Annotated in this window: 22 protein-coding genes and 1 tRNA gene; 10 read left to right on the forward strand and 13 right to left on the reverse strand. The window is 55.5% G+C overall.

The annotated features are described in order from the left end of the window. Window positions 1-66: 66 nt before the first annotated feature. Window positions 67-366 (forward strand): DUF6477 family protein, encoded by a 300-nt coding sequence (locus AC2FNU_RS07335; protein WP_496786647.1) that lies wholly within the window; start codon window positions 67-69, stop codon window positions 364-366. On the opposite strand, the gene AC2FNU_RS07340 is transcribed toward AC2FNU_RS07335, so the two are convergent. Then, window positions 367-1,911, reverse strand: coding sequence for a trimethylamine methyltransferase family protein (locus AC2FNU_RS07340; RefSeq protein ID WP_496786649.1), 1,545 nt, complete (start codon window positions 1,909-1,911; stop codon window positions 367-369). A 137-nt stretch (window positions 1,912-2,048) separates the two neighbouring features. Next, a complete protein-coding gene (locus AC2FNU_RS07345; RefSeq protein ID WP_496786651.1) occupies window positions 2,049-2,744 on the reverse strand; it encodes an MgtC/SapB family protein in 696 nt (231 codons plus the stop codon). A gap of 159 nt (window positions 2,745-2,903) precedes the next feature. Here AC2FNU_RS07345 and guaA point away from each other — a divergent pair, with 159 nt between their 5' ends. The 9 genes from guaA (at window position 2,904) to AC2FNU_RS07390 (ending at window position 12,298) form a co-directional block, all read left to right on the forward strand. Beyond that, window positions 2,904-4,463 carry a glutamine-hydrolyzing GMP synthase gene (gene guaA, locus AC2FNU_RS07350; RefSeq protein WP_496786653.1) on the forward strand — a complete coding sequence of 520 codons (1,560 nt, stop codon included), beginning with the start codon at window positions 2,904-2,906 and terminating at the stop codon, window positions 4,461-4,463. A gap of 186 nt (window positions 4,464-4,649) precedes the next feature. Then, window positions 4,650-5,555: a DMT family transporter gene (locus AC2FNU_RS07355; protein ID WP_496786655.1), complete on the forward strand. Its 906-nt coding sequence runs from the start codon at window positions 4,650-4,652 to the stop codon at window positions 5,553-5,555. Window positions 5,556-5,682: 127 nt separating this feature from the next. Continuing rightward, window positions 5,683-6,846 (forward strand): OmpP1/FadL family transporter, encoded by a 1,164-nt coding sequence (locus AC2FNU_RS07360; RefSeq protein WP_496786656.1) that lies wholly within the window; start codon window positions 5,683-5,685, stop codon window positions 6,844-6,846. 100 nt (window positions 6,847-6,946) lie between these two features. Then, entirely contained in the window at window positions 6,947-7,843 is an 897-nt protein-coding gene (locus AC2FNU_RS07365) for a DMT family transporter (RefSeq protein ID WP_496786659.1), read from the forward strand. Window positions 7,844-7,890: 47 nt separating this feature from the next. Continuing rightward, window positions 7,891-8,763 (forward strand): ATPase, encoded by an 873-nt coding sequence (locus AC2FNU_RS07370; RefSeq protein WP_496786662.1) that lies wholly within the window; start codon window positions 7,891-7,893, stop codon window positions 8,761-8,763. A gap of 36 nt (window positions 8,764-8,799) precedes the next feature. Next, window positions 8,800-9,717, forward strand: a complete 918-nt coding sequence (gene metA, locus AC2FNU_RS07375) for a homoserine O-acetyltransferase MetA (protein WP_496786664.1) — start codon at window positions 8,800-8,802, stop codon at window positions 9,715-9,717. Continuing rightward, entirely contained in the window at window positions 9,707-10,660 is a 954-nt protein-coding gene (locus AC2FNU_RS07380) for an alpha/beta fold hydrolase (protein WP_496786667.1), read from the forward strand. Before metA ends, AC2FNU_RS07380 begins: the two co-directional genes overlap by 11 nt. 49 nt (window positions 10,661-10,709) lie before the next feature. Beyond that, entirely contained in the window at window positions 10,710-11,579 is an 870-nt protein-coding gene (gene ppk2, locus AC2FNU_RS07385; protein ID WP_171089667.1) for a polyphosphate kinase 2, read from the forward strand. A gap of 104 nt (window positions 11,580-11,683) precedes the next feature. Next, window positions 11,684-12,298, forward strand: coding sequence for a TetR/AcrR family transcriptional regulator (locus tag AC2FNU_RS07390; protein ID WP_171089665.1), 615 nt, complete (start codon window positions 11,684-11,686; stop codon window positions 12,296-12,298). Window positions 12,299-12,304: 6 nt separating this feature from the next. Here the strand turns inward: AC2FNU_RS07390 and AC2FNU_RS07395 are convergent, their stop codons facing one another. The 11 genes from AC2FNU_RS07395 to pyrH form a co-directional block, all read right to left on the reverse strand. Beyond that, window positions 12,305-13,363: an adenylate/guanylate cyclase domain-containing protein gene (locus AC2FNU_RS07395; RefSeq protein WP_496786673.1), complete on the reverse strand. Its 1,059-nt coding sequence runs from the start codon at window positions 13,361-13,363 to the stop codon at window positions 12,305-12,307. After that, window positions 13,360-13,728, reverse strand: a complete 369-nt coding sequence (locus AC2FNU_RS07400; RefSeq protein ID WP_496786676.1) for a group I truncated hemoglobin — start codon at window positions 13,726-13,728, stop codon at window positions 13,360-13,362. The genes AC2FNU_RS07395 and AC2FNU_RS07400 overlap by 4 nt, the downstream gene beginning before the upstream one ends. A gap of 307 nt (window positions 13,729-14,035) precedes the next feature. Further along, window positions 14,036-14,125 (reverse strand) — tRNA-Ser (locus AC2FNU_RS07405). A 146-nt stretch (window positions 14,126-14,271) separates the two neighbouring features. After that, the gene (locus AC2FNU_RS07410) at window positions 14,272-16,707 is read right to left on the reverse strand and encodes a DUF3772 domain-containing protein (RefSeq protein WP_496786679.1); all 2,436 of its coding nucleotides are present in this window, start codon (window positions 16,705-16,707) and stop codon (window positions 14,272-14,274) included. After that, on the reverse strand, window positions 16,707-17,741 hold the full coding sequence (locus AC2FNU_RS07415; protein ID WP_475195815.1) for a cysteine synthase A: 1,035 nt from the start codon (window positions 17,739-17,741) through the stop codon (window positions 16,707-16,709). The genes AC2FNU_RS07410 and AC2FNU_RS07415 overlap by 1 nt, the downstream gene beginning before the upstream one ends. 68 nt (window positions 17,742-17,809) lie before the next feature. Further along, a complete protein-coding gene (locus AC2FNU_RS07420; protein ID WP_496786683.1) occupies window positions 17,810-18,925 on the reverse strand; it encodes an NUDIX domain-containing protein in 1,116 nt (371 codons plus the stop codon). Between the two features lie 27 nt (window positions 18,926-18,952). Further along, entirely contained in the window at window positions 18,953-19,393 is a 441-nt protein-coding gene (locus AC2FNU_RS07425) for a TrgA family protein (protein WP_496786686.1), read from the reverse strand. A 15-nt stretch (window positions 19,394-19,408) separates the two neighbouring features. Further along, window positions 19,409-20,617, reverse strand: a complete 1,209-nt coding sequence (locus AC2FNU_RS07430; RefSeq protein WP_496786688.1) for a class I SAM-dependent methyltransferase — start codon at window positions 20,615-20,617, stop codon at window positions 19,409-19,411. A gap of 69 nt (window positions 20,618-20,686) precedes the next feature. Next, entirely contained in the window at window positions 20,687-22,111 is a 1,425-nt protein-coding gene (locus AC2FNU_RS07435) for a cryptochrome/photolyase family protein (RefSeq protein WP_496786691.1), read from the reverse strand. A gap of 48 nt (window positions 22,112-22,159) precedes the next feature. Next, the gene (locus tag AC2FNU_RS07440; protein ID WP_496786693.1) at window positions 22,160-23,386 is read right to left on the reverse strand and encodes an aminotransferase class V-fold PLP-dependent enzyme; all 1,227 of its coding nucleotides are present in this window, start codon (window positions 23,384-23,386) and stop codon (window positions 22,160-22,162) included. 246 nt (window positions 23,387-23,632) lie between these two features. Next, window positions 23,633-24,385, reverse strand: a complete 753-nt coding sequence (gene pyrH / locus AC2FNU_RS07445) for a UMP kinase (protein ID WP_480798840.1) — start codon at window positions 24,383-24,385, stop codon at window positions 23,633-23,635. Between the last annotated feature and the right edge of the window lie 76 nt (window positions 24,386-24,461).

Raw genomic sequence — 24,461 nt, forward strand, 5'->3', positions numbered from 1 at the left:
AAAGGCAACACCCGCTTAGGTTGTGCAACAAGTTGCCCCGGAATTCTCAAGAAAAAGGGGCAAAATATGCAGGACCTGATGACAATGATCGCAACCCTTCGCCGCCCTCGTATGCTGGCACGGGCGGCCAAGTTCGGGGCAAGAGATTACAACCGGGACCGGCACTTGCAGCGCATTCTGGGATACGGGTCGCTTCCCGGATCCGGACAGGCACTACTGCGATTGATGGAGATGGAAAAAGAAGTAAACGAACAGCGTAGAGAAGAAGATGCGGCCTATTCACTGGAGCGGCATCTGGATCTGCTTATCGCGCTGTTGGGTGAGGCGCAGTTGTATCAAGCCAACCGCGCCTCAGCTTTTCAGTGATCAGGTAAACGCATCCGGCATGGAAGCCTTTTTCTCGGCGATATAGGCTTCCAAAGCCGCGGCGGTATCCGGATCCATCTGCGGCTGCTGGTAATTTGCCAGCAAATGCTCGACCCGCGCGGACGCCAATGCGCGCGTGTCACGTGCGCCCTCTTCCTGCCAGGTTTCGTAGGGTTTGTAGTCCAGCAGATCAGACTTCCAGAACGATTCCTTGAAGTTTGCCTGCGTGTGCGCACAGCCAAGATAGTGACCGCCCGGACCCACTTCGCGGATTGCGTCCATGGCCTGCGCGTTGTCGTCGTACGCGACACCCTTGGCCAATGAATGCAGAACGCCCAACTGGTCGGCATCCATGACGAACTTTTCGAAGTCGGCTACAAGACCACCCTCAAGCCAGCCGCAGGAATGCAGCATGAAGTTCACGCCGGACAACAGGCCCATGTTCAGCGAGTTTGCTGTCTCGTAAGCGGCCTGCGCATCCGGCAATTTCGAACCACAGAAGGACCCTGCAGACCGGTAAGGCAAGTTCAGTCGCCGTGCCAACTGACCCGCTCCATAGGTGATGTGCGAGGCTTCAGGGGTGCCGAAGGTGGGTGCCCCCGAATTCATGTCGATCGAGGTCACGAATGCACCAAAGATTGCAGGCGCACCGGGGCGGATGATCTGGCTGTAGGCCACACCAGCCAGAACTTCGGCCAAAACCTGCGTCAGAGTACCTGCAACCGAAACCGGCGCCATCGCGCCGCCCACGATAAAGGGCGAGATGATGCAAGCCTGGTTGTTGCGCGCATAAACCTCGAGCGAGCCCATCATCACATCGTCGAACGTCATCGGCGAGTTGATGTTGGTCAGCGATGTCATCACCGTGTTTTCCTGCACGAACTCCTTACCGAACAGGATTTCACACATCTCGACCGAGTCCTGAGCGCGGCTGGGATCTGTCACCGAGCCCATGAAAGGCTTGTCTGACAAAGTCATATGCGCCTTCAGCATGTCCAGGTGGCGTTTATTCACCGGAATGTCCGTCGGCTCACACACCGTACCGCCCGAGTGGTGCAACCACTTGGACATATAGGCCAGTTTCACGAACTTGTTGAAATCGTCCATGGTCGCATAGCGACGGCCGCCTTGCGCATCACGCACAAAAGGAGGGCCATAGACAGGTGCCAGAACCATGTTGCGGCCACCGATGACCACCGATTTCTCGGGGTTGCGGGCGTGCTGCGTGAACTCGCTGGGGGCGGTTTTGATCAACTCGCGCGCAAGTCCACGTGGGATGCGAACACGCTCACCGTCGATATCTGCACCAGCATCACGCCAGCGCTCCAAAGCAGCTGGATTGTCGACGAAGTTGACGCCGATTTCTTCCAACACGGTTTCCGCGTTGTTCTCGATGATTTCAAGCGCCTCTTCATTGAGGATCTCGAAATTCGGAATGTTCCGTTCAATGTACTTCGCGGTCTCGATACGGACTGCGGTACGTTCGGCACGGCGGGCGGCGCCACCGCCACCTCTTGCCCTGCGCCGGGTGTTTGCCTCTGCCATGAGAAAATCCCGTTTGGTTGGTTAGATTGGAGCTTGTGATACAGGTTTACCAGAACGCGGGCATCGGGATTGCGGCGCTCTGGGGGGAAAAGCGACATTGGCACCCTGCCACGTAGCAAACACCATCTATTAGTTAATCAAGCCTCAGAAACGCTATCCCACTCAATGCTTTCGATACTCGGCTCGAGCATAAGCGGGGCAACCACCTTGTGCTGAAGCTCTTCCGGGTGATCCTCCATCGAAACAAGAACCGCTATGGTCTGCGAACCGTCCGCACTGTCGCCTTTCTCGAACCCAACGATACGAATGTCATTTTGGGCCAGCGCCTTGAGAACCGCGACACGCGCATCGGCCTGCGTCTCTTCCTTACATTGCAGCAGAATCTTGAATTCCTGCGTCAGCGGAACCCCGGCCCGCGTCGTCCGTTTAAGCCATTTCACAAGGGGCCTAAGACCCAGGTTCACGAAAATGACAAAGCCCGTCATCATCAAAGCGAACAGCCACGCCCCCGTCCCCGCCATCATTCCAACAGCGGCTGAACACCACAAGGTTGCTGCCGTGTTCAGCCCGTGGATTGTGAATCCGTGGCGGAAAATGATTCCGGCTCCTAAAAAGCCAATACCCGAAACGACCTGCGCTGCCACGCGGGTCGGGCTGACCTCGTCCGGATAAAGAGCAGAAAACACAACAAAAGCCGCAGCACTCAGAGCGACGAGCGCATTTGTCCGCAATCCGGCCATTCTCTGCCGAACTTGCCGTTCGGACCCGATCAGCGCTCCGCAAAACAACGCAAGCGCCAGATTCAGCGCAGCTATTTCTATAGAAATCGGCAATCCATGATCCTTATCCAGACGAATCCAGACTTGGATCCTTTCGAATTGTCATATTTTTGTTACAAAACTTTTACAATTGACTTTTTCTCGTGGCCTGAAAATCCAATGGAATTGGACGTCGCTCTTGCGAAATGACCGGGCTTGCCCTAAGGCGCAGGCATGACCCAGACATCCCACGACCGCCTTCTGATCATCGACTTCGGCAGCCAGGTAACGCAGCTTATTGCCCGCCGCCTGCGTGAGCTGAATGTTTATTGTGAAATCCACCCTTACCAGAATGTCACGATGGATTTTGTACGGGAAATGTCCCCCCGCGCCGTGATTTTTTCAGGTGGCCCTGACAGCGTAACGCGTGAGGGTTCGCCCCGTGCTCCGCAAGAGATTTTCGAATACGGCGTTCCAATTCTTGGCATCTGCTATGGCCAACAGGTGATGATGCATCAATTGGGCGGCAAGGTTGAAACTGGTCACGGCACAGCCGAGTTCGGACGGGCTTTTGTTACCCCTGAAAACACGTTGGATATTCTGGACGGCTGGTTCACCGATGGGGATGAGCAGGTCTGGATGAGCCACGGCGACCACGTCAGTGAAATCGCGCCCGGCTTTGAGGTCTTTGGCACCTCGCCTAACGCGCCTTTTGCCATCACGGCGGACCCTGCGCGCCACTTCTATGCAGTGCAATTTCACCCCGAGGTGCATCACACACCCAAAGGTGCAAAGCTGTACGAAAACTTTGTCAAGCTGGCCGGATTCAAGGGCGACTGGACCATGGGGGCCTATCGCGAAGAAATGATCCGCAAGATTCGCGAGCAGGTCGGCGACAAAAAGGTCATCTGTGGTTTGTCCGGCGGTGTCGATAGCTCGGTTGCTGCGATTCTGATTCACGAAGCCATCGGAGATCAGTTGACCTGTGTCTTTGTCGATCACGGTCTTCTGCGAAAGAACGAAGCCGAAGAGGTCGTGGGTATGTTCCGCGACAATTACAACATTCAGTTGATCCATGCGGACGAATCCGAGCTGTTCTTGGGCGAGCTCGAAGGTCAGAGCGATCCGGAAACCAAGCGCAAGATCATCGGCAAGCTGTTCATCGACGTGTTCCAGAAACATGCCGACACCATCGAAGGGGCCGAGTTCCTGGCTCAGGGCACGCTTTATCCTGACGTGATCGAGTCAGTCTCGTTCTCGGGCGGTCCGTCCGTGACGATCAAGTCGCACCACAATGTGGGTGGCCTGCCGGAAAAGATGGGTTTGAAACTGGTCGAACCGCTTCGCGAACTGTTCAAGGACGAGGTTCGTGCACTGGGCCGAGAACTTGGCCTGCCACAGAGCTTTATCGGTCGCCACCCCTTCCCCGGACCGGGCCTGGCCATTCGTTGCCCCGGCGAAATCACCCGCGAAAAGCTGGAGATCCTGCGCGAAGCCGATGCCATCTATATCGATCAGATTCGCAAGCACGGCTTGTATGACGAAATCTGGCAGGCGTTTGTCGCCATCTTGCCGGTGCGCACCGTGGGCGTCATGGGCGATGGCCGTACATATGACTATGCCTGTGCGCTGCGGGCAGTCACTTCGGTTGATGGCATGACTGCGGATTATTACCCCTTCAGCCACGAGTTCCTGGGTGAAACCGCGACGCGGATCATCAACGAGGTCAAGGGCATCAACCGCTGCACCTACGATATCACCTCGAAACCGCCGGGCACGATTGAGTGGGAATAATAGGTGATTGAACGCGCAGAGTGATGTGTGCGTTCAAGCCGTTTCCGCAAAAATTCACTGATACATTCTTGCATCCATTCATTCTTCGGCGTTTGAATGGCGAAACAAATTTGACCGTCTTTTCTATTGCCTGGCTTTGCACTCCAACGCTTGTTTAGCCTCGCGACCAAAACTGGGTGCATCATAATGAGCCACGGGCAAAGTCATGTCTTTAAGGCTGCCCTATGGATGACGGGTGCCATCGCCTCGTTTTCATCCATGGCTGTTGCCGGACGAGAGTTAAGCCTCACTCACGACACGTTCGAGATCATGATGTATCGCAGCATCGTCGGGTTTCTAGTTGTGGCTTTCGTACTGACGATCACGCGGAACTGGGCGCAGGTTTCGACAGATCGCCTGGGGCTGCATGCAATAAGAAACACACTGCATTTCACAGGACAGAACCTGTGGTTCTACGCTGTTGCGGTCGCACCATTGGCGCAAGTCTTTGCTCTTGAATTTACGCAGCCGCTCTGGGTCATACTGTTATCCCCTCTGTTCCTGAAAGAACGTCTGACCCCTCTCAAGATAGTCGCAGCGCTTATCGGTTTTGCAGGAGTTCTAATTGTCACTCGCCCCGGTTCTGCCCCGCTGAGCCCGGGTCTTGTTACCGCTGCGCTGTCTGCTGTTTTCTTCGCGTTTACAACGATTACCACCAAGAAACTCACCCGGTTTGCAAGTATTGGATGCATCGTCTTCTGGCTGACGACAATGCAGGCTGTACTGGGTGCCGCAGCGGCTGGGTTCGATGGTCAGATTTCACTGCCGAACGCAGACACTGCTCCGTATCTCGTTCTTGTTGGGCTGGCCGGATTGCTGGCACATTTCTGTATCACCAACGCCCTGGCCATTGCCCCGGCCACCGTCGTGATCCCTTTCGACTTTGCTCGTCTTCCGACGATCGCAGTGGTTGGGATGATCCTGTATCACGAACCCATCGACCATTGGGTTCTGATCGGCGCCGGGGTCATCTTCTCTGGCATCTTCCTAAACATCTGGTCCGAAAATCGTAGCAATTTGGCAACAACTCCAAACATGAGTCGCACCAAGTAACGCTCCGTCACCAGTTGACCTTAAAGTAACCAAAAAGAAAGTATCGTGCGGAATACAACGGGCAGGCGATTGTTACACTCACGGTTATCGCCATTAAAACCCGCAGGAGACCCAGAGGGAGGACAGAATGAAAAGAACATTACTCACAACCTGCGCGCTGTGTGTTGGGGCTGTAACAGCCCATGCAGGTGGCCTTGATCGAAGCGGTCAGGGGATCAATTTGATTTTCGAAGAAGGCTCGGTGGTTCAGTTCCGGCTTGGCTACACTGATCCGAGTGTGACCGGTACAATGCCCGCATTGGCGGGTCCAAACATTGGCCAGCCTCAGGACTCTGGCGAGGTGGCGAATGACTTCTTCACGCCACACCTGGGCTACAAAGCCGCCCTGACCGAAAAGCTTGATTTCGCGATCATGTATGATCAGCCGTTTGGCGCTGATATTGAGTATGCAAGCAACTATCCTCTTTCGATCAACCCTGTTCCGTTTGGTCGGACAGACGTACTGAGGGCAACGGCAGACACGGATGCCATCACAGCATTGCTGCGCTACAAGTTCGATGGTGGCTTCAGCGCAATCGGCGGCATTCGCGCCCAGCGTGTGAAGGCATCGGTCACCGTACCGCTTGCTGCGGGCTATAACGTAGACACGAGCGCCGACACAGCATTCGGCTACGTCGTTGGTGTCGCCTGGGAAAAGCCCGAGATCGCGGCCCGCGTAGCACTGACCTACAACTCGAAGATCAGCCACGATCTTTCGCAGACCGAATCTTTGAACCCGCCGCCATTCCCCCCAATTCCGCCGGGAACGGTTGCGACGTTCAACACCAACAGCGAGATTGAAACACCTCAATCCATCAACCTGGATTTCCAGACCGGTGTTGCTCCGAAAACCCTTCTGTTCGGATCTGTCCGTTGGGTTGACTGGCCGCAGCTGGTTTACAACCCGCCAAACTATCCGCCGACCAGCAACCTGGTTGACTATGACGAAGCCACATTCACCTATTCGCTGGGTTTGGGCTATCAGTTCTCGGAAGAGTTTTCTGGCGCTGTGACCCTGGGCTACGAATCTTCACAAGGTACTCCTGTATCAAACCTCGGCCCGACAGATGGGTTCTGGAGTATTGGTCTCGGTGGCACATACTCACTTGAAAAAGCCAAAATCTCGGGCGGTGTGCGCTACACTGATATCGGCGACGCAACTGCAGACGGCGCAGGCCCCGGAGCGCGCGCAACATTCACAGGCAACAGCGCCTGGAGTGTGGGGTTCCAGATCACATACGCTCTGAACTGATCGCCACCATCTTAGAACATGTGAAAGCCCCGCTGTTTCAGCGGGGCTTTTTCGCAAGAACCGGGTCGCAGTTTCAGTTTCCGAATGTGACAGTGAAGTCATGAACGCACAAAAACACCTTTCGCCCCGCGCCTGGACCGAGCTTTTGTTGCTTGGCCTTATCTGGGGCGCATCCTTTGTCTCGATAAGAATTGCGCTGGACACCATTCCAGTTATGACATCCGTACTTCATCGCACCTTCTGGGCCATGCTGGCGCTTTGGCTGGTGGTCTGGGTTCAGGGGCATGAACTACCGCGCGCACCAAAGGTTTGGGGAGCGTTTCTGGTCATGGGGCTGCTCAACAACGTGATCCCGTTCAGCCTGATGGCCTGGGGGCAGCTTTACATAGACACCGGCCTGACCGCGATCCTGAACGCTTCGACCGCAGTGTTTGGGGTGCTGGCTGCTGCTTTGTTTTTTCGCGATGAGCGGCTGACAAGATCCCGACTGATTGGCGTGTGTCTGGGCTTCGTTGGCGTCACGATCGCCATCGGCGTGCAAAACTTCACAGGGTTCAGCCTGCAAAGCACGGCCCAGCTTGCTGTTCTGGCCGGGACGGTGTCATACGCGTTCGCGGCCGCATGGGCCCGATATGCGCTGTCCGACCTTCCCCCCATCGTTGCCGCAGCAGGCATGTTGACCGGATCGACCATCTTGGTGCTGCCCCTGACCCTTTTGACAGATGGTTTGCCTAGTCTTGCGCTGCCAGCAATCACCTGGGCGGCCATTGGCTATTACGCAATTGTCGCAACCGCGGGCGCGTACCTTTTATACTACCGTGTTCTGGCCATGGCTGGCAGCGGCAACCTGATGTTGGTGACGCTGGTGATTCCGCCTGTCGCCATCGTACTAGGGGCGTTCCTGCGGGGCGAAGCGCTGTCGCCCAATGCCTATTTTGGCTTTGCTGTTCTTGCCGCAGGTCTTTTGGTTCTCAATCGCTCTGGCCGTCATGATTGACGCCGCCCGTTGCCCGATTTAGCAAAGGCAAAAAGGGACAGCGCACAATGATTTACTCCTCAGCCGAAGACTGGCGCGCCGCACGCCGTAAGAAAGTGTTGTTCTTTGGCATGTCCGGCCTGGGCAAGACGTATGTCTCGAACATCCTCAGGGATTCCGGGAACTGGTTCCACTACTCGATCGATTACCGGATCGGCACGCGTTACATGGGTGAATACATCACCGACAATGCCAAGGCAGAAGCCATGAAGGTTCCGTTCCTGCGCGACCTGCTCTTGTCGGACTCGATCTATATCGGCTCGAACATCTCGTTCGAAAACCTGACACCGGTTGCCGCCTATCTGGGCAAACCGGGCAACCCGGCGCTTGGCGGGTTAGAAATGCCAGAGTACCGCCGCCGGCAGGAACAGTTTCGCCTGGCCGAGATCCACGCCCTTCTGGACACTGAGTATTTCATCGACCGCGCCGAGCGGTTGTATCAGTACCCGAACTTCATCTGTGACACGGGCGGTTCGATCTGCGAGTGGGTCGACCCCGAGGATCCCAAAGATCAGATCCTGTCGGAACTGTCACGCCAGACCCTGATGATCTGGTTGCAGGGGGATGACGGTCATACGGCCGAATTGGTGCGCAGGTTCGATAAAGCGCCAAAACCAATGTCTTATCAGGCAGAATTCCTGACCCGCACATGGGCGGAGTATCTGGATCAAAAAGGGTGTGCCGAATCTGATGTGGACCCTGACGATTTCGTCCGCTGGACATACGCGCAGGCTTTGGCACACCGGCAGCCCCGCTATGAGGCGATGGCCGAAAACTGGGGCTTGACAATTGCAGCAGATGACATCGGCAAGATCCGCGATGCCGGTGATTTCGATGAGTTGATCGAACGCACCCTTGAGACCAAACGCAAGAACGCCTAACTAGCAGTTTTCCTTACTCTCTTCGAAGCCTGACACATGCCTATCAAAATCCCATCTGATCTTCCTGCTTTTGACGTCCTGACCAAAGAGGGCGTCATGGTCATGGACGAAGATCAGGCGATGCGTCAGGATATCCGCCCCCTGCGCATTGGATTGCTGAATCTGATGCCCAAGAAAATCCAGACGGAAAACCAGTTCGCCCGCCTGATTGGTGCGACCCCATTGCAGATCGACCTGTCCCTGATCCGCATGACGGAACACCGCACCAAGAACACTGCGGCCGAGCACATGACCGAGTTCTACCACCCTTTCCAGGAGGTCAAGGACGAGAAATTCGACGGCCTGATTATCACGGGCGCACCAATCGAGCATCTGGAGTTTGGTGACGTCACCTATTGGGACGAGATCAGCGAGGTCTTCGAGTGGACCCAAACGAATGTTCACTCAACCTTTGGTGTCTGTTGGGGCGGGATGGCAATGATCAACCATTTCCACGGCGTGCGAAAACACATGCTGGATTCCAAAGCATTCGGCTGTTTCCGCCATCGGAACCTGAACCCGGCTTCGCCGTTTTTACGTGGATTTTCAGACGATTGCGTGATCCCCGTCAGCCGCTGGACCGAGATGAAGCAGGCCGAAATCGACAGCGCCCCTGGCTTGAATACTCTTCTAGGCAGTGACGATGTCGGGCCTTGCCTCGTCGAAGATCCGGACCACCGCGCGCTCTATATATTCAACCATTTCGAATATGACAGCGACACGCTCAAGCAGGAATATGACCGGGACGTTGCCAATGGCACGCCAATCAACGTGCCGATCAATTATTACCCGGATGATGATCCGTCACAAACGCCTCAGAACCGATGGCGCAGCCACGCGCACCTGCTTTACGGCAACTGGATAAACGAGATTTACCAGTCCACACCATTCGATATGAACAAAATTGGCCAGTAAAGCCTTCATAGCCCTTGGCCTCATCATACTTGGCCTTGCCGTGCTGACCGCTTGGCGCAGCGCCAGGAATGAGGCGATGGCAGAAGCGGCCTTTCCCCCCGAAGGTCAGATTCTTGATGTTGATGGTATCGCCGTACATGCCGTTGTGATGGGCGAAGGTCCGGATGTTGTTCTGATCCATGGTTCAAGCGGGAACACGCGTGACATGACTTTCGCGCTGGCCCCTATTCTGGCACAGAACTTTCGGGTTATCGTGTTCGACCGTCCCGGCTTGGGGTATTCAGAAAGCTTTAACCCAGAGGGCGAAACCATCATCGAGCAGGCAGATATCCTGCAACGGGCTGCCGCTCAGCTGGGGGCGGAAAAACCCATCGTTGCAGGCCAAAGCTACGGCGGATCGGTCTCGCTTGCGTGGGCGGTGACGCGGCCAGACAACATCTCGGCCCTGGTTCTGATCGCGCCTGCTGCCATCCCGTGGGAAACACCTTTGGATGGGTTTAACAGGCTGGCATCAACCGCCGCAGGCAACGCGCTGGTCCTGCCACTGGTCAGCTCTTTCGTGCCCGACTGGTATGTGACGCAAGCACTGGACAAAGTATTTGCGCCACAGATCGCGCCCGAGGGTTATGCGGAGCATTTCGGCCCCGGCCTCACGATCCGACAGGGCTCAATGCACGCAAATGCCAAGCAACGCGCCAATTTGCTGGACGAGATTACCCGTTTGCAGCCCAGATATGGCGAGATTTCCGTGCCGACAGAGATTATTCACGGCACCGCCGACGACACCGTTGGTCTTGAATGGCATTCCGAACGCCTGATCGACCAAATCCCGGGGGCCGAGCTCATCGACTTGCCCGGCATCGGCCATATGCCACAAGTGGTCGCCGCCCCCGAGGTCGCCGCCGCCATAGATCGCGCGGCCCAGCGTGCGGGTTTGCGTTAATCCGGGCTCTAATCCATAGTAAGATATGGATTTTATCGCGAGGTGACATATGGCCCGGTCCGAAAAAGGTTCTATCGAAAGGTATTATCAAAAAGATGCTCCCAAGGCGGTGCGGGAAGAGATCAAGAAATCGGGCAAAGGCGATATCCTAAACGCCACATACCCGTATCGCGAGAAGATGAAGACCAAAGACTATGACGCTCAGATGGAGCTTCTCCAGATCGAGTTGGTCAAAATGCAGTCTTGGGTGAAGGAAACAGGCCATCGGGTGGCGATCATCTTTGAAGGGCGCGACGCCGCTGGTAAAGGCGGCACCATCAAGCGGTTCCGCGAAAACCTGAATCCGCGCGGCGCGCGCAATGTGGCGCTTGCAAAACCTTCGGACGCGGAACGTAGCCAATGGTATTTTCAACGTTATATCGCCCATCTGCCCGCCGCGGGCGAAATCGTTTTCTTTGACCGGAGCTGGTACAACCGGGGTGTCGTCGAGAATGTTTTCGGCTTTTGCACACAGGAAGAGCGTGAGAGGTTCTTCCGTCAGGTCCTGCCATTGGAAATGGGTTTGGTGAATGACGGGATCCATCTCTTTAAATTCTGGCTCAATGTCGGGCGTGCCGAGCAGTTGAACCGCTTTTTGGCGCGCGAGACGGATCCGCTCAAACAGTGGAAGCTTAGCCCGATTGATGTGGCGGGTCTGAATAAATGGGATGAGTATACAGAATCGATCTCAGAAACACTGACCAGATCGCACACCGACGCCTGCCCCTGGACGATCGTGCGTTCAGACGACAAGAAACGGGCGCGTCTTGCAGCAATCCGTACAGTCCTGCACGCGCTGGACTATGACGAGAAGGACAAAAAGAGTATCGGCAAGATTGATCCGCAGATTTGCGGTGGCCCGGATGTCTGGGATGCGTAACCCGGCACCCCACCGAATTGTTTTGGCGAACAGGGTTGGACGGTTCTGCGTGTTTGCTCTATCTCGTTGTTTTCAAACACTGCATCAAGACAGCTGAGGCCGGAATGACGAAACGCGGGTATCACCACGGAAACCTGAAACAGGCTTTGGTCGAAGCTGCGTTGTCCCTGATCGAAGAAAAAGGGCCAACTGGTTTTACCCTGTCCGAAGCCGCAAAAACCGCCGGAGTGACGCCTGCCGCCGTCTATCGCCATTTTCAGGGGCGAGAGGATCTGATTGCCGAGGCCGCACGGCAAGGGTTCGAGATGTTCGCAGACCTGATGCAATATGCCTATGACAAAGGGCAGCCATCAGCGCTGGCAGCGTTCGAGGCAACCGGACGGGCTTATTTGGCCTTTGCCCGCAAGAACCCCGGTCATTATATCGCGATGTTCGAAAGTGGAATCTCTCTGAACCGCACGACCGAGCTTTCCTTGGCCGCCAACCGCGCCAAGTCGGTTCTGGAAAAAGCGGCAGCGGACCTGTCCCAACACATTCCGCCAGAAAAGCGCCCGCCTGCATCGATGTTCAGTGCCCATATCTGGGCGATGAGCCATGGTGTTGTTGAGCTTTTTGCCCGCAACACCGGCGCAACCTCGCCTTTTCCACCAGAGGACTTATTGGAAAGTGGTATTGGCATTTACCTGCGCGGTTTGGGCCTTATTCCACAAGACGACTGAAACGGGTCAGAGCAACCGACTGCCTTGTGGCATACTCAGGCCCGAGGTCACATTGATCAAGTCCATCTCGCCCATTCCCTTGATGTCGACGGTTCCAAGGTCCGAGACCTGAAACTCGTCAATCAGGGCAAATTTCATTTCTTCCGGCGCCACAATGTTCATCGGGTTGGCAAACACCTGCAACCGGGCGGCAATGTTCACAGCCGGGCCGAACACGTCGTAGACATATTTTTGAATACCGACGACCGAGCCAACCGCTGCCCCCATTCCCAAACCGATACGCGCCTGCCATTTGTGCGGATGGCTTTCGTTCCTGCGTTCCAGATATCGCAGGAATCGCACGGCACAATGCGCAACAGCCGTGGCGTGATCAGGGGTTGGGTCAGGCATACCGGACACCGCCAGATATGCGTCACCTATTGTCTTGATCCGCTCACACCCAAACTGTTCCACAATTCGGTCAAAAGCGGTGAAAATATCGTTCAACTCGCTCAGGGTTACGGTTGGGTCGGTTTTGGCTGCAAAATCCGTGAAGCCGACAAAATCCAGCATCACAACCGAAACCTGCTGATACAGCTGAGGCGTCACGACCCCGAAGGTCTTGAACTCTTCATAGACCGCGCGTGGCATCAGGTTCAGCAACAGGCGCTCAACCCTCTCCTTTTCGCGCTCAAGTTCTCGGGTGTTGCGCTCGACCATAGTGGAATAGCTGTCGATCATACTTTCCAATTCGCGAATGCGGGTGATGTTCTGACATTCCACAATCAACACCTGCTCTGACAGCCCATTGGCCAGCGACACCGCCACGGCAAAAATAAGTGTCCGGCGTTTGGGTTTGATCTGAAGCTCGACGGAATACCTGAGGCCAGACTGTTTGACATCCTCCAGTTCTTTGGGGTCGAGATCAGGCAGAATGTCTCTAAGCGTGTTGCCTTCTTCCGGTGCCCCAAACCATTCTGCGAAAGGTCCGTTGTGAAAGACAAACTCCAGATCCGAGGCACGTACCACGGCGACACCAACACCAATGGCGCGCAACAGTTGCTCATTGATCGCCAGTATGCTCATGCCGCAGTCCGGACGACGATGATGGATCGTTTGCCCTCAATTGCGGCCAGCGCTGTTTGGATATCACCATCCGACATACCATGAGCGCTCAGTGCATCGCCGAACAATTCAGCCATAACGTCAAACTCATCGTGCGAGATGTTCAGATGCCGATGCACAGCCTCAATTCTGTCGTCATTGAATGATGCAGGACCTCCGATCAACGAGGACACAAATTTCGTCTGATGATCAATCAGTCGGGGCATATCGATATCTTCGAAGTAATGGCCGATGTCGTCAGAGTCCAACGCCATCTCGTAAAACGTCATCACAACGCGGCTGATTGTTTTGAAGCCGCCATACTTTTCATAAAGTGTCTGTGTCACACGATTACCCGCGCGTTACTGATCAATAACACCACAACTCTATATCAAATTGATATTTTTGTTAATGTTTATGATCAGCGTACTCCGTCCGGCAAAGAGTTTTCAGGCAACCCAATTGAAAACCGCAGCAGGCCCTTGCGCCCGTATAACTCAAATCAGTTAAACCAATGGATGAAGCCAACACACCCGCTTGGTTGCAAACGCCTCTACTACCCATCCATTCTTCGTGAGACTTGCGATGGAGACAGTTGGTGAATCAACTCGGCTGGAAACTGTGCGCCAACAACCATCAGTTTCAGGAGGATTGTGGCGGAGAGACAGGGATTCGAACCCTGGAGACGGTTTCCCGCCTACACACTTTCCAGGCGTGCGCCTTCGACCACTCGGCCACCTCTCCGTGCCGGCGATATGTGAACCAATGTCGTCAGATTTGCAAGGCCCCAATGCCGCGAAAAATCGGGAATGACCCAAATAAGTTGCCCTGCCCCTGTGCGGCTCTCAGCAGGCCATTTCAGGCCCGTTCAAGGACGTTGGGTAACGCCGTTAAACCTCGTCACCCGCGTCGGGATCCAAATCAGCCACTGTCAGGTCAGCGGGCTTTTGTGACGGAGCCTCGGGCTTGCTTTCCACGGGTTTGGCGGGGTCTTTCTGACCTTTGACATCCGCCTGCAAAGCTTCGGGATTGCGCAACCAGATGTCGCGCTGAGCAAAAGGAATCTCGATCCCTGCTTCCGAGAATCTGCGGTTGATCTCATGGTTCATGTCGGATTTCACCGACAGCACCCAGTTCACGTCACGCAGGATTGCACGGATCTCGAAATCCAGGGAATCCGCGCCAAAACCCTGAAACACTACGCTGGGCGCCGGGTTTGCCAAAACCATCGGATGGTTGTTGGCGATCTCGCCAAGAATGGTTTCAACCTGCCGCGTATCGGTGCCATAGGCGACACCAACGGGCACGATGACACGCCCTATTGTGTTGCCTCGGGTATAGTTCGTCACCACGCCGCTGATCAGATCCGAATTTGGAACGATCACATCCGTCCGATCAAAGGTTTCAATCGTAGTCGACCGGACCGAAATATCGCGGACATAACCCATCATTCCGTTCACATCGATCCAATCGCCTTTCGAGATCGGGCGCTCGACCAGAAGGATAATGCCTGAGACAAAGTTCGAAACAATGGTTTGCAGACCAAAGCCGATCCCGACGGACAAGGCGCCCGCGACGATGGCCAGCGAAGACAGGTCAAACCCGGCCACCATAATCGCGATCAACGCGGCGATCGTAATCCCGACATAGCCCGACCCGGCCACGATCGCGTTCTGACCACCGGGATCGATTTTGGTCTTGGGAAGAAGCGAATTGCGCAGACCGCTCTGCAACAGACGCGTTATCGTGTATCCGATGGCGAATACGGCAACGAATGTCAGGAAATTGGTGGGCGAAATCGTGACGCCACCGATATTGAATCCCAGCAGAATCTGGGTCCAGACCTCCAGCAAATCCGTCTCTCGCGCACCCCAGTAAATTGCCAGAATCGGCAGGGCCACAACCGCCAGAGCGAAACCCAGCAGCACCGAAAACAATGAATCCCGAGCAGCGTCCCCCTGCCCTGTGATCCAACCGTAAACCCCGGACAAAAATCTTTGGATGATAACCAGAGCAGCGATCAGGATCAGGGTCTTGACTGCCGGGAAGACAATCGCCTCGGCCGCGTTGGTATATCCTAAGATGGCCAGAACCGGCGTCGCGATGCCAAGCAAAAACAAACCGCGCCGCAACAGTTCAACCAACTGGCTGAAACCGGCGCCGCGTGTGGTTGCATTCGGGTCTGGTTCATCCTTTTGGATTTCGTTCACCCGGATGTGACGGACACGCAACAGCAGCAAGGCGGTGAACACGACAACCGGGAAACTGACCACAGCGCGGGTCGCGTCCGCGATGTTTTCGATCTGCTCGAACAGGATGGCCATCTCGTGCAGGATCAGCATGACTGCCAGCAGATCAAGGTAGAGGCGCAACTCTCTGATCTTGTTCGCAGACAGCCGCTTGAATCCCTGTGCAGCCCCCATCAGATAAATCTGACGTCCGATCCAGTCATAGAAGAAGATGAGCGCTGCCCAATAGGGCACGTTTTCCACCAGAAAGGTACCGCGCAAGCCCAGCACACCGGTCAATGTGATCGCCTTTACGGCTGCCCATACGCCCAGCCACGGCAGAACAATGCGGAATAGCGAAACAACAAATGTCCAGACACCGGTTCCCGATCCGCCAAGTGTACGAAGATACTCGCCTGCCCTTTCTGACCATGCCCGCCCAAACGTCAGAAGGATCACAGATGCGACAAGCAACAAGGCTATACCCAAGCCCCGCTCTCGGATCCGTTCACGGACAACATCCGTGCTCAGATTTTTGACCGTTTCATTGTACAGAGATCGCGCCGCTTCGGTCAGGTCCACCCAGGCCGGGCCCCAGTAGACAGGGTTAACCGGCGAAGGGCTCCGCTCAAGCAGTTCTTTCTTTTGACGATCTCGAATGATGCGATCAATTTCGCTGATCAATCCATTGGCACGGCTATATGCCTCTTCGGATATGATCCGCGGCACGCGCAAACTGTTCAGCTGTTTTTCCAGGTGCGCCCGCAACATGGCAATGTCTTCTGGTTCAGTCGCGTCGCCTTCCGGCTTGGGACCCAGTGCATTAATCTGACCTTCCAGAGTTTGAATACGGTCCGTATTCGCAGTCCGAGCCTTATTAAAATCCTCTCGGTAAGTGCTTATTTCTGAACGTAGATTTTCCAAAGCTGCGTTCGAGGCGCGGTTCGCCTCGATCACATCTTCTGCACGGTCCGCCGTTTTCAGCCATCCCTGGTAATACTCGCTCTGCCGGTTGCTCAGCTGCGCATCCGCGCCGCCAGCGAACCCAACAAGGCACAGAAAAACAAGGGTAAGAAACAGGCGGACCTGCGTCAGCATCATACGTCCTCGAACACGCCCGGAATGCTTCTTGGGGCCTCAGTCATCCAATCCGGTACTGGCAGTTCCTTCTCACGCAGGAATTCCGGGTTGAACAGTTTGGACTGATAGCGAGTGCCATAGTCACACAGAATGGTAACGATGGTGTGGCCCGGCCCAAGATCTTTCGCCAGACGCACTGCTCCGGCCATGTTGATCGCGGTCGAGCCGCCCATGACCAGACCTTCCTCGCGCAGCAGATCGAAGATCAGCGGCAACGCCTCATTATCCGTCATCTGGTACGAGAAGTCGGGCTTGAAGCCCTCAAGGTTCTTGGTGATGCGCACCTGACCGATGCCTTCGGCAATCGAGCTGCCTTCCATCGCGATTTCACCAGTGGTGTAGTATGAATAAAGCCCGGCCCCCATCGGATCGACCAAGCCGATTTTCACACCTTTGGGCTGCAATGCATCGGCCACGCCGGCCAGAGTTCCGCCAGAGCCTACGGCGCAGACAAAACCATCGACCTTACCGTCGGTTTGCTCCCAGATTTCAGGGCCGGTTGTTTCCACATGCGCCTGACGGTTGGCAACATTGTCGAACTGGTTTGCCCAAATCGCGCCATTGGGTTCGGTCTTTGCCAGTTGCTCGGCCAGACGACGCGAATAGTGCACGAAGTTATTGGGGTTGCGATAAGGCGCGGCCGGAACCTGAACCAACTGCGCGCCTGCCAAGCGCAGCATGTCTTTCTTCTCTTCCGACTGGGTTTCCGGGATTACAATCACCGTCTTGAAACCCATGGACGCGCCAACCAGAGCCAGCCCAATCCCGGTGTTGCCCGCCGTTCCCTCGACAATCGTGCCACCGGGCTTCAACTCACCTCGGGCCACCGCATCACGGATGATATACAGCGCCGCACGGTCCTTGACGGACTGGCCGGGATTCATGAACTCGGCCTTTCCCAGGATCTCACAACCGGTTTCTTCACTGATGCGCTTCAACCGGATCAGTGGTGTTTTCCCGACTGCGTCGGCAAGGTCTCGTGCAATGCGCATGGCGCCCTCTTGTCGTTTGGTATCAGAGAAGATTTACAGCCGCGCCGCCGCGACCACAAGCGTGATAGTCATGCCCGCAACCTGTCCCGGTGGCGCGCCAGCCAATAGGCCAGAGCCACAAGTTGTACGTCTTTGAAAACATGACGATCCGTCATGTCTATGAACTTATCAAAGGGCAGGATCTGACTGCGAATATCTTCGCCTTCGGTATCAAGGCCACCAGTTGTGGTGGTATGGGTCAAATCACCCAAACCGACATACAGATACATGAACCCAGTGGAAGACCCGCTCGAGGAATATGCCCCGCCTGCGTATTCAAGCCGGTCAAACGTTACACCGGCTTCCTCCATCGCCTCACGATGGGCTGCTTGTTCCGGCTCTTCTCCGGGGTCTATCATCCCTGCGACGGCCTCCCACAGCCAGGGTTCGGGGTCGTTGATCAAAAAGGCCGGTGGCCTGAATTGTTCGACAACAAGCACAGTGTCGCGCACCGGATCGTAAGGCAGAACGGACACCGCACTACCTTGCATCAGGCTGCCCCTGTGCAACACAGGCCCCATGGTTCCATCATGCCGGCGGTGCTGAAGGTCCACTTCCTCCATACCGAAATAGTTCACATAGGCGCGATGGTGGCGATGCACGATGACATCCTTGCCCGCATCTCTTGGGTCGCCTTTGCGCCGTTTGCCCGCAAGAATCTTGGCCCAGGCCCGTGTTTGGATCGCACGAATACTTCCAGCCATGTCCTGAGGCTCCAGCCGTCCGAAATATGCCATCTCTTCTTCCGCGGCCAGCGCCGTGATCTCACCCAACCGGTCCGCCCACCGTTGCAAAGACCAGGACCCGTCTGGCTCCCAACTGCCCGGCGCGGGAAAAAAGACCTGCGCTTCCTGCTTGGTCCCGTCTTGCAGAACGACTGTCAAAGGCGTCAGGTCATAATCAAACGCGCCTTCATAAAAGGCCAACCGCGCCAGATCTTCGGACGAAAGGTCGCGCACAAAAACGCCTTGAGCGCTGTTGCCAGGTGACGGCAGGATCATCGGGAAATCCTGCCCCTTCACTGCGTCAACAGCATGATCGGGCAAAACAGCCGATTGAACCGAAATGTCTTGCAACGGGCGACCCAGAACGCGTTCGAGCAGCGGCAAATGCCGAAGCGTTCCATAGAAAAACAAATCAGACAAATTCAATCTCTCAGGTAGCAGAACACATCAGCGCCATTGACGGTGGGCCTTTTCGGTGGCCAAACCGGCAACAACCGCCCCGATCGCAAAGGTAATCAGGATTTCAGGCGTGATCAGCAGCTTGCCATAATCGACCCCGATTTTGAAAATAGCCAGAACCGCCTCGAAGGGACCGCCATATCTGTTGCGCATGGCGAGGCGGAACATCTCGTAACACCCCTGCACGAACAAAGCCCAGAAAACCAACGACGCCACGCCCGTCAGGCCATTGTTTATCCCCGCTGTCCAACCTCGTCCGGCGCGTTTACCCATGATTGCCCAGCCACAAGCCGCGCCAAGCGCCATGTTCACATAGGTAAAGTACCCATAGTCCTTACCCTCTTCACCATTATCGATGATCATCCCTGAAACGATGAAAGCCAGCACGACAAGGCAAAGAGCGGCGACAAGACGCGAGGCTGTAGGCATGTGACAGTCCGTTCATTAACTTGGTTTTGCTATGGTGATCTGTGTCACATCACAATTGCTTGTGTCAAAGGCCGCGCCACATGCGGTCAAATAATAATTCCACATGCGGCGAAAACGCTCATCAAAGCCCATTTCAGCGATTTGATCCCATTTGTCGTTGAACGTCTCGTACCAGCGGCGCAGCGTCAGGTCATAGCTTTTGCCAAACTCTTTCGACTTCACCACACGCAAGCCGGCCAAATCGATTTGCTGCCGCAAGATCGAAGGCGACGGAAGCATTCCGCCCGGAAAGATGTATTTTTGAATGAAATCAACGCCGTTCTTGTAGTAATCCCAGCGATGATCACCCACGGTGATAATCTGCAATGTCGCTTGCGCACCCGGTTTCAGTCGCTCTCGTACCGTTTCGAAGTATACGGGCCAATATTTCTGGCCGACAGCCTCGAACATCTCGATTGAAGCGATGCCGTCATATTGGCCCTGTTCGTCGCGGTAGTCCTGCAACTTGAACTCGACCAGATCCGATAACCCTGCTTTTTCAATACGTTCCTTGGCATACTTGAACTGCTCTTGGCTGATCGTCAAACATGTCACGCGCAGGCCACGTTCCTTGGCAGCGTATTCCGCAAACCCGCCCCAGCCGCAGCCGATTTCCAGTATGTGATCGCCTGGCTTCGCGCCCATCTCATCCACAAGGCTCGCATATTTCGCGGTCTGTGCCTTTTCCAGGCTTTCTTGCCCTGTTTCAAAGATCGCACTGGAATAGGTCATCGTATCATCCAGCCACAGACCGTAGAAGTCATTGCCCAGATCATAGTGGTACGAGATGTTTTTCTTGGCCTGCGCCCGGTTGTTGCGGTGCAGCCAAAATCTTAGCCGTTCATAAGCTTGTACCAGGAATTTCCCGGTAAACCCGTCATATACGGTTTCAGAGCCCAAATGCACCACATCCATGAAGGATCGCAGATCGGGCGTGCTCCAGTGACCGTCCAGATAGGCGTCGGAAAAGCCAAGCTCACCTTCACGGATCAAACGCGCAAAGACGTCACCGTCGTGAACATCGACCTGCGCAACCGGCCCCGGCTTGGTGCCTTCGGCGCGAAATGTTCGGCCATCTGGCAAAGTGATATCCAGACGCCCATGTTCCATATTGGTCAGCATCTTGAAGACTTGCGCGAAATATCTGGGCAAATCCTTCTGCCCTTCGGTTGTCGTCAGGATCATCCGCTCTCCCCTCTGCGGTATTGATGTAAGGCTAGGCCGCGATTCTGTTTCTGGCAAGTTTTCAATTCCTTAGTGGGATTTTCGGCTTTCATATGCGCTCAGCGCTCGGGTTCGTCCTTCGGCCAACGCGACAATCGGTGCGGGGTAATCAGCGTCCGGGCGCAGATCCCAAGACAGTGGAACAGCGTCAAAGTAAGAAAGGGCCGTTTCGCTCGGGCTTTTCTCGCCCTCAGCGATCCAGCGCTTCAGGTAAGTTCCATCCGGGTCGAACTTCTCGGCCTGCGTCTGTGGGTTGAAGATCCGAAAGAACGGTGCTGCATCCGGGCCAGAGCCCGCAACCCACTGCCATCCCATTGCGTTGCAGGCCGGGTCCCAATCGATCAGGCAGTCATCGAACCACTGCATCCCGATTTTCCAGTGTGTCATCAGATGCTTGGTCAGGTAACTGGCCACAATCATCCGGGTTCGGTTGTGCATTCGACCCGTGACATACATTTGCCGCAAGCCTGCGTCGACCACGGGGACACCGGTTCTTGCCTGCGTCCAGGCAACAACTTCGGGGTGGTTCGGATCCGTGTTCCACGGAAAACTGTCCCATTCCGGCTTCCAGTTGCCCGTGACCAACTGTGGCGTGTGGTACATCAGGTGATAGGCAAACTCGCGCCAAACAAGCTGGCGCAGGAAGGCCTGAGTGCCTGATACGCCCATCAATGCAGCGTGCTGAACCCGATGCCAGACTGTACGCGGGCCAATCTCGCCTAACGAGAGATACTCCGACAGGTTGGATGTTCCGTCCATATCCAGCCGATCGCGGTGCTTGGAATATTGCGCCACACGGTCCAAAAACGCCTCTAGGTGGTCATGGGCAGCCTGCTCGCCGGGTTGCACATAGGCGCGCACGACCGACGCGCCTCTGTTCATTGCGCGTTCCAACTGCCACATTTGCAGTTCTTCAGATGACGGCCAATTTGCAGGTGCACGTAATTTTGTCAAAGAGGCGTCAGGCGCCGGTACATCCCGCCCTTGAACGGCACGCCACATAGGTGTGTAGACGCGAAACGGCTGGCCAGTTTTGGTCGCCACAGTCCAGGGTTCAAACAGCAAATGTCCGGCAAAGGACTTCGCCTTAACACCTTGTTCCGTCAACACCGATTTGATCCCCTTGTCGCGCGCGATCGACGCAGGATCATAGGATCGAGACCAATAAACGGCGCCAGCGCCCGTCTCTTCGATCAGTGCTTGCAACTGGGTCAGCGCGTCGCCGCGCCGCAGGATCAATCGGCTGCCAAGACCGTCAAGGGATTTGGAAAGCGCCTGCAACCCTAACCCCAAACGCCACTTTGGCGCGGCCCCCATCTGTTCGACAAGATTATCGCACAGAAAGACCGGAATAACCGGGCGACCGCTTTCAGCCGCCGCGGTTAAGGCTGGATGGTCCGACAGGCGTAAATCGCGTCGGAACCACAAAATGATCGGAGTCTGCTCGTGCACCATGTCTGCCCTGAGGTTTTTATAACTTTACGAAAGCTCAGGGAGAGTGGATCACAAAACGCGTTCAAGTGCTCCTAAAAGCTGATCAATTTCCTGTCGCGAGGTGTAATGCGTGAAGCTCACCCGCAACACACCCTGCTCTGGGTCGACGCCCATGGCCTGCAAGGGACGCACGGCATAAAAGTCGCCCCCACTTGCCATGATACCGTATTTTGAAAGTTCAGCGGCAACCGGTCCAGCAGGTCTGTTCAACGACAACGCAACCGTCGGTGCGCGCCGGGTGGCATCGGATGTTCCAATCAGGCGCACCGCGTTGCGATCTTTGACTGCATTCAACACGGGCTGCAACAACGACACTTCGTGCATACGCATCAGGTCATGAACAAACGCACCTTGAGCGGCCGCGCCAGACTCCGGACCACCATGATGAGCGTTTAGCTGTTCGACATAATCTGCCATGCCCGCACTTGCTGCGATCTGCGCGTGATCCGGACCCGCCGGGGTAAAGCGCTTGTACAGAACATCACCGTTGAAATAATGCGCCTGATTGGGCAGCAACTCTCCTAATGTGCGGCGGATGACCATACAGCCCTGATGCGGACCATAGGTTTTGTAGGCGGAAAACAAATAGATATCCGGCCCCAGATCCCCAACATTCGGGAAACCGTGCGGGGCATAGGATACACCGTCAACGCACACAAATGCACCTGCGGCATGCGCAATCGCGGTGATTTCCGTCACTGGATTGATCTCTCCTACAACGTTGGAACAATGCGGAAAACAGACCAGGCGAACCTTTTCATCCAGCATGTTCTCGAGGTCCTGGGGATTCAGAGAGCCTGTTTCGGGCTCGATCTGCCATTCCCGTATCTCGATCCCCGCCTCGGCCAAGCGGCGCCAGGGGCCCGAGTTTGCCTCGTGGTCCTGATTTGTCACAACGATGGCTTCACCGGGCTTCATCCATTGCCGGAACGCCTGCGCCAGAACATAGGTGTTTTGCGTGGTCGAAGGGCCAAAACTCAGTTCATCGGTTTCGATGCCCAGGATCGCGGCCATGCGCGTACGCGCCTCATCCATTTCGGCGCCCCCCAGGCGGCTTGCCTCGTAAGGCGCATAGGGCTGAACTTTGCGCTGGGTGTAAAACCGCGTCAGCCGGTCGACTACTGGCTTACACGTAAACGACCCACCCGCGTTTTCGAAAAAGGCCTGTCCTTGTAAGCTGGCTTCGGAAAAAGCCGGGAACTGCGCCCGAACGAAATCGATATCCAGAGAGCTCATGCCTCATTGCTCCTTAGTTTTGCAGTTAGATCAATGAGATGCCCGCACATGTTTCCAGACGTCTCAGAAATCACGGCAGGTCTTCCAGCCCAGCCTGTAGTTGCACCTAAGTGAAGCAGACCACAAGGCAGCTCTGTAATTACACGAGCACGGACACTTAGACAGCCATGCTCATGACCGTCAAGGCTCAGCCCAAAAGAAAACCCCGGCAAAGCGCCGGGGTGTTTCAAGTTGTCAGCGTGCGCTTTAGCCCTGGACTTTGGTGTACGTCCCCTCACCTGCCAGAATTCCGCGGAACCCGCCGGGTTCGTCCAGACCGAAGACGATCAGAGGCAGATTGTTGTCGCGCGCCAGCGCGATGGCCGAGGCATCCATAACGCGCAGGCGCTTGGCCAGGACATCATCATAGGTCACAGTGTCGTAGCGCACGGCGTCGGCATGTTGTTTGGGATCTTTGTCATATACTCCGTCAACACCGTTCTTGCCCATAAAGATGGCCTCACACGCCATTTCATTCGCGCGCAAGGTTGCTGCGGTGTCCGTGGTAAAATACGGGTTGCCAGTACCGGCGGCGAAAATGCAAACCCGCTTTTTCTCGAGGTGTCTTACCGCGCGGCGGCGAATATAGGGTTCACACACTTCATCCATACGAATGGCCGAGATCACACGCGTGAACACTCCGATCTCTTCCAGTGCCGACTGCATACCCAGTGCGTTCATTACTGTAGCCAACATCCCCATGTAGTCAGCAGTGGTCCGCTCCATTCCTTGCGCCGATCCGCTCAGACCCCGGAAAATGTTGCCGCCGCCAATGACCATGCAGATCTCAACGCCCAGATCGTGAACCGACTTCACCTCTTGCGCAATGCGCTGAACGGTTGGCGGGTGCAGGCCGAATCCCTGATCCCCCATCAACGCCTCACCCGAGATTTTCAGCATAACCCTGTTATACTTTGTTTTCGGGGTTTCAGCGGTCTCTAACGAAGGGGAAAGGCTCATGTTGCGCTCCGGGCTGGCACGGGTTTAATTTCCGGCGCAAAATGAAGCAAAAACTCCGCAGGTTCAATGCGGTTGG

The sequence above is a fragment of the Ruegeria sp. BHSB064 genome (assembly GCF_059613205.1).

Excerpts from the sequence above, each read along its gene's own strand:
- AC2FNU_RS07365 (WP_496786659.1), top strand. The coding sequence starts at position 6,947 with ATGAACGCACAAAAACACCTTTCGCCCCGCGCCTGGACCGAGCTTTTG.
- AC2FNU_RS07415 (WP_475195815.1), bottom strand. The coding sequence starts at position 17,741 with ATGCGCATTGCACGAGACCTTGCCGACGCAGTCGGGAAAACACCACTG.
- AC2FNU_RS07435 (WP_496786691.1), bottom strand. The coding sequence starts at position 22,111 with ATGGTGCACGAGCAGACTCCGATCATTTTGTGGTTCCGACGCGATTTA.
- pyrH (WP_480798840.1), bottom strand. The coding sequence starts at position 24,385 with ATGAGCCTTTCCCCTTCGTTAGAGACCGCTGAAACCCCGAAAACAAAG.
- AC2FNU_RS07430 (WP_496786688.1), bottom strand. The coding sequence starts at position 20,617 with ATGATCCTGACGACAACCGAAGGGCAGAAGGATTTGCCCAGATATTTC.
- AC2FNU_RS07355 (WP_496786655.1), top strand. The coding sequence starts at position 4,650 with ATGAGCCACGGGCAAAGTCATGTCTTTAAGGCTGCCCTATGGATGACG.
- AC2FNU_RS07390 (WP_171089665.1), top strand. The coding sequence starts at position 11,684 with ATGACGAAACGCGGGTATCACCACGGAAACCTGAAACAGGCTTTGGTC.
- AC2FNU_RS07425 (WP_496786686.1), bottom strand. The coding sequence starts at position 19,393 with ATGCCTACAGCCTCGCGTCTTGTCGCCGCTCTTTGCCTTGTCGTGCTG.
- AC2FNU_RS07410 (WP_496786679.1), bottom strand. The coding sequence starts at position 16,707 with ATGCTGACGCAGGTCCGCCTGTTTCTTACCCTTGTTTTTCTGTGCCTT.
- ppk2 (WP_171089667.1), top strand. The coding sequence starts at position 10,710 with ATGGCCCGGTCCGAAAAAGGTTCTATCGAAAGGTATTATCAAAAAGAT.
- AC2FNU_RS07370 (WP_496786662.1), top strand. The coding sequence starts at position 7,891 with ATGATTTACTCCTCAGCCGAAGACTGGCGCGCCGCACGCCGTAAGAAA.
- AC2FNU_RS07360 (WP_496786656.1), top strand. The coding sequence starts at position 5,683 with ATGAAAAGAACATTACTCACAACCTGCGCGCTGTGTGTTGGGGCTGTA.
- AC2FNU_RS07440 (WP_496786693.1), bottom strand. The coding sequence starts at position 23,386 with ATGAGCTCTCTGGATATCGATTTCGTTCGGGCGCAGTTCCCGGCTTTT.
- guaA (WP_496786653.1), top strand. The coding sequence starts at position 2,904 with ATGACCCAGACATCCCACGACCGCCTTCTGATCATCGACTTCGGCAGC.
- AC2FNU_RS07335 (WP_496786647.1), top strand. The coding sequence starts at position 67 with ATGCAGGACCTGATGACAATGATCGCAACCCTTCGCCGCCCTCGTATG.
- AC2FNU_RS07395 (WP_496786673.1), bottom strand. The coding sequence starts at position 13,363 with ATGAGCATACTGGCGATCAATGAGCAACTGTTGCGCGCCATTGGTGTT.
- AC2FNU_RS07340 (WP_496786649.1), bottom strand. The coding sequence starts at position 1,911 with ATGGCAGAGGCAAACACCCGGCGCAGGGCAAGAGGTGGCGGTGGCGCC.
- metA (WP_496786664.1), top strand. The coding sequence starts at position 8,800 with ATGCCTATCAAAATCCCATCTGATCTTCCTGCTTTTGACGTCCTGACC.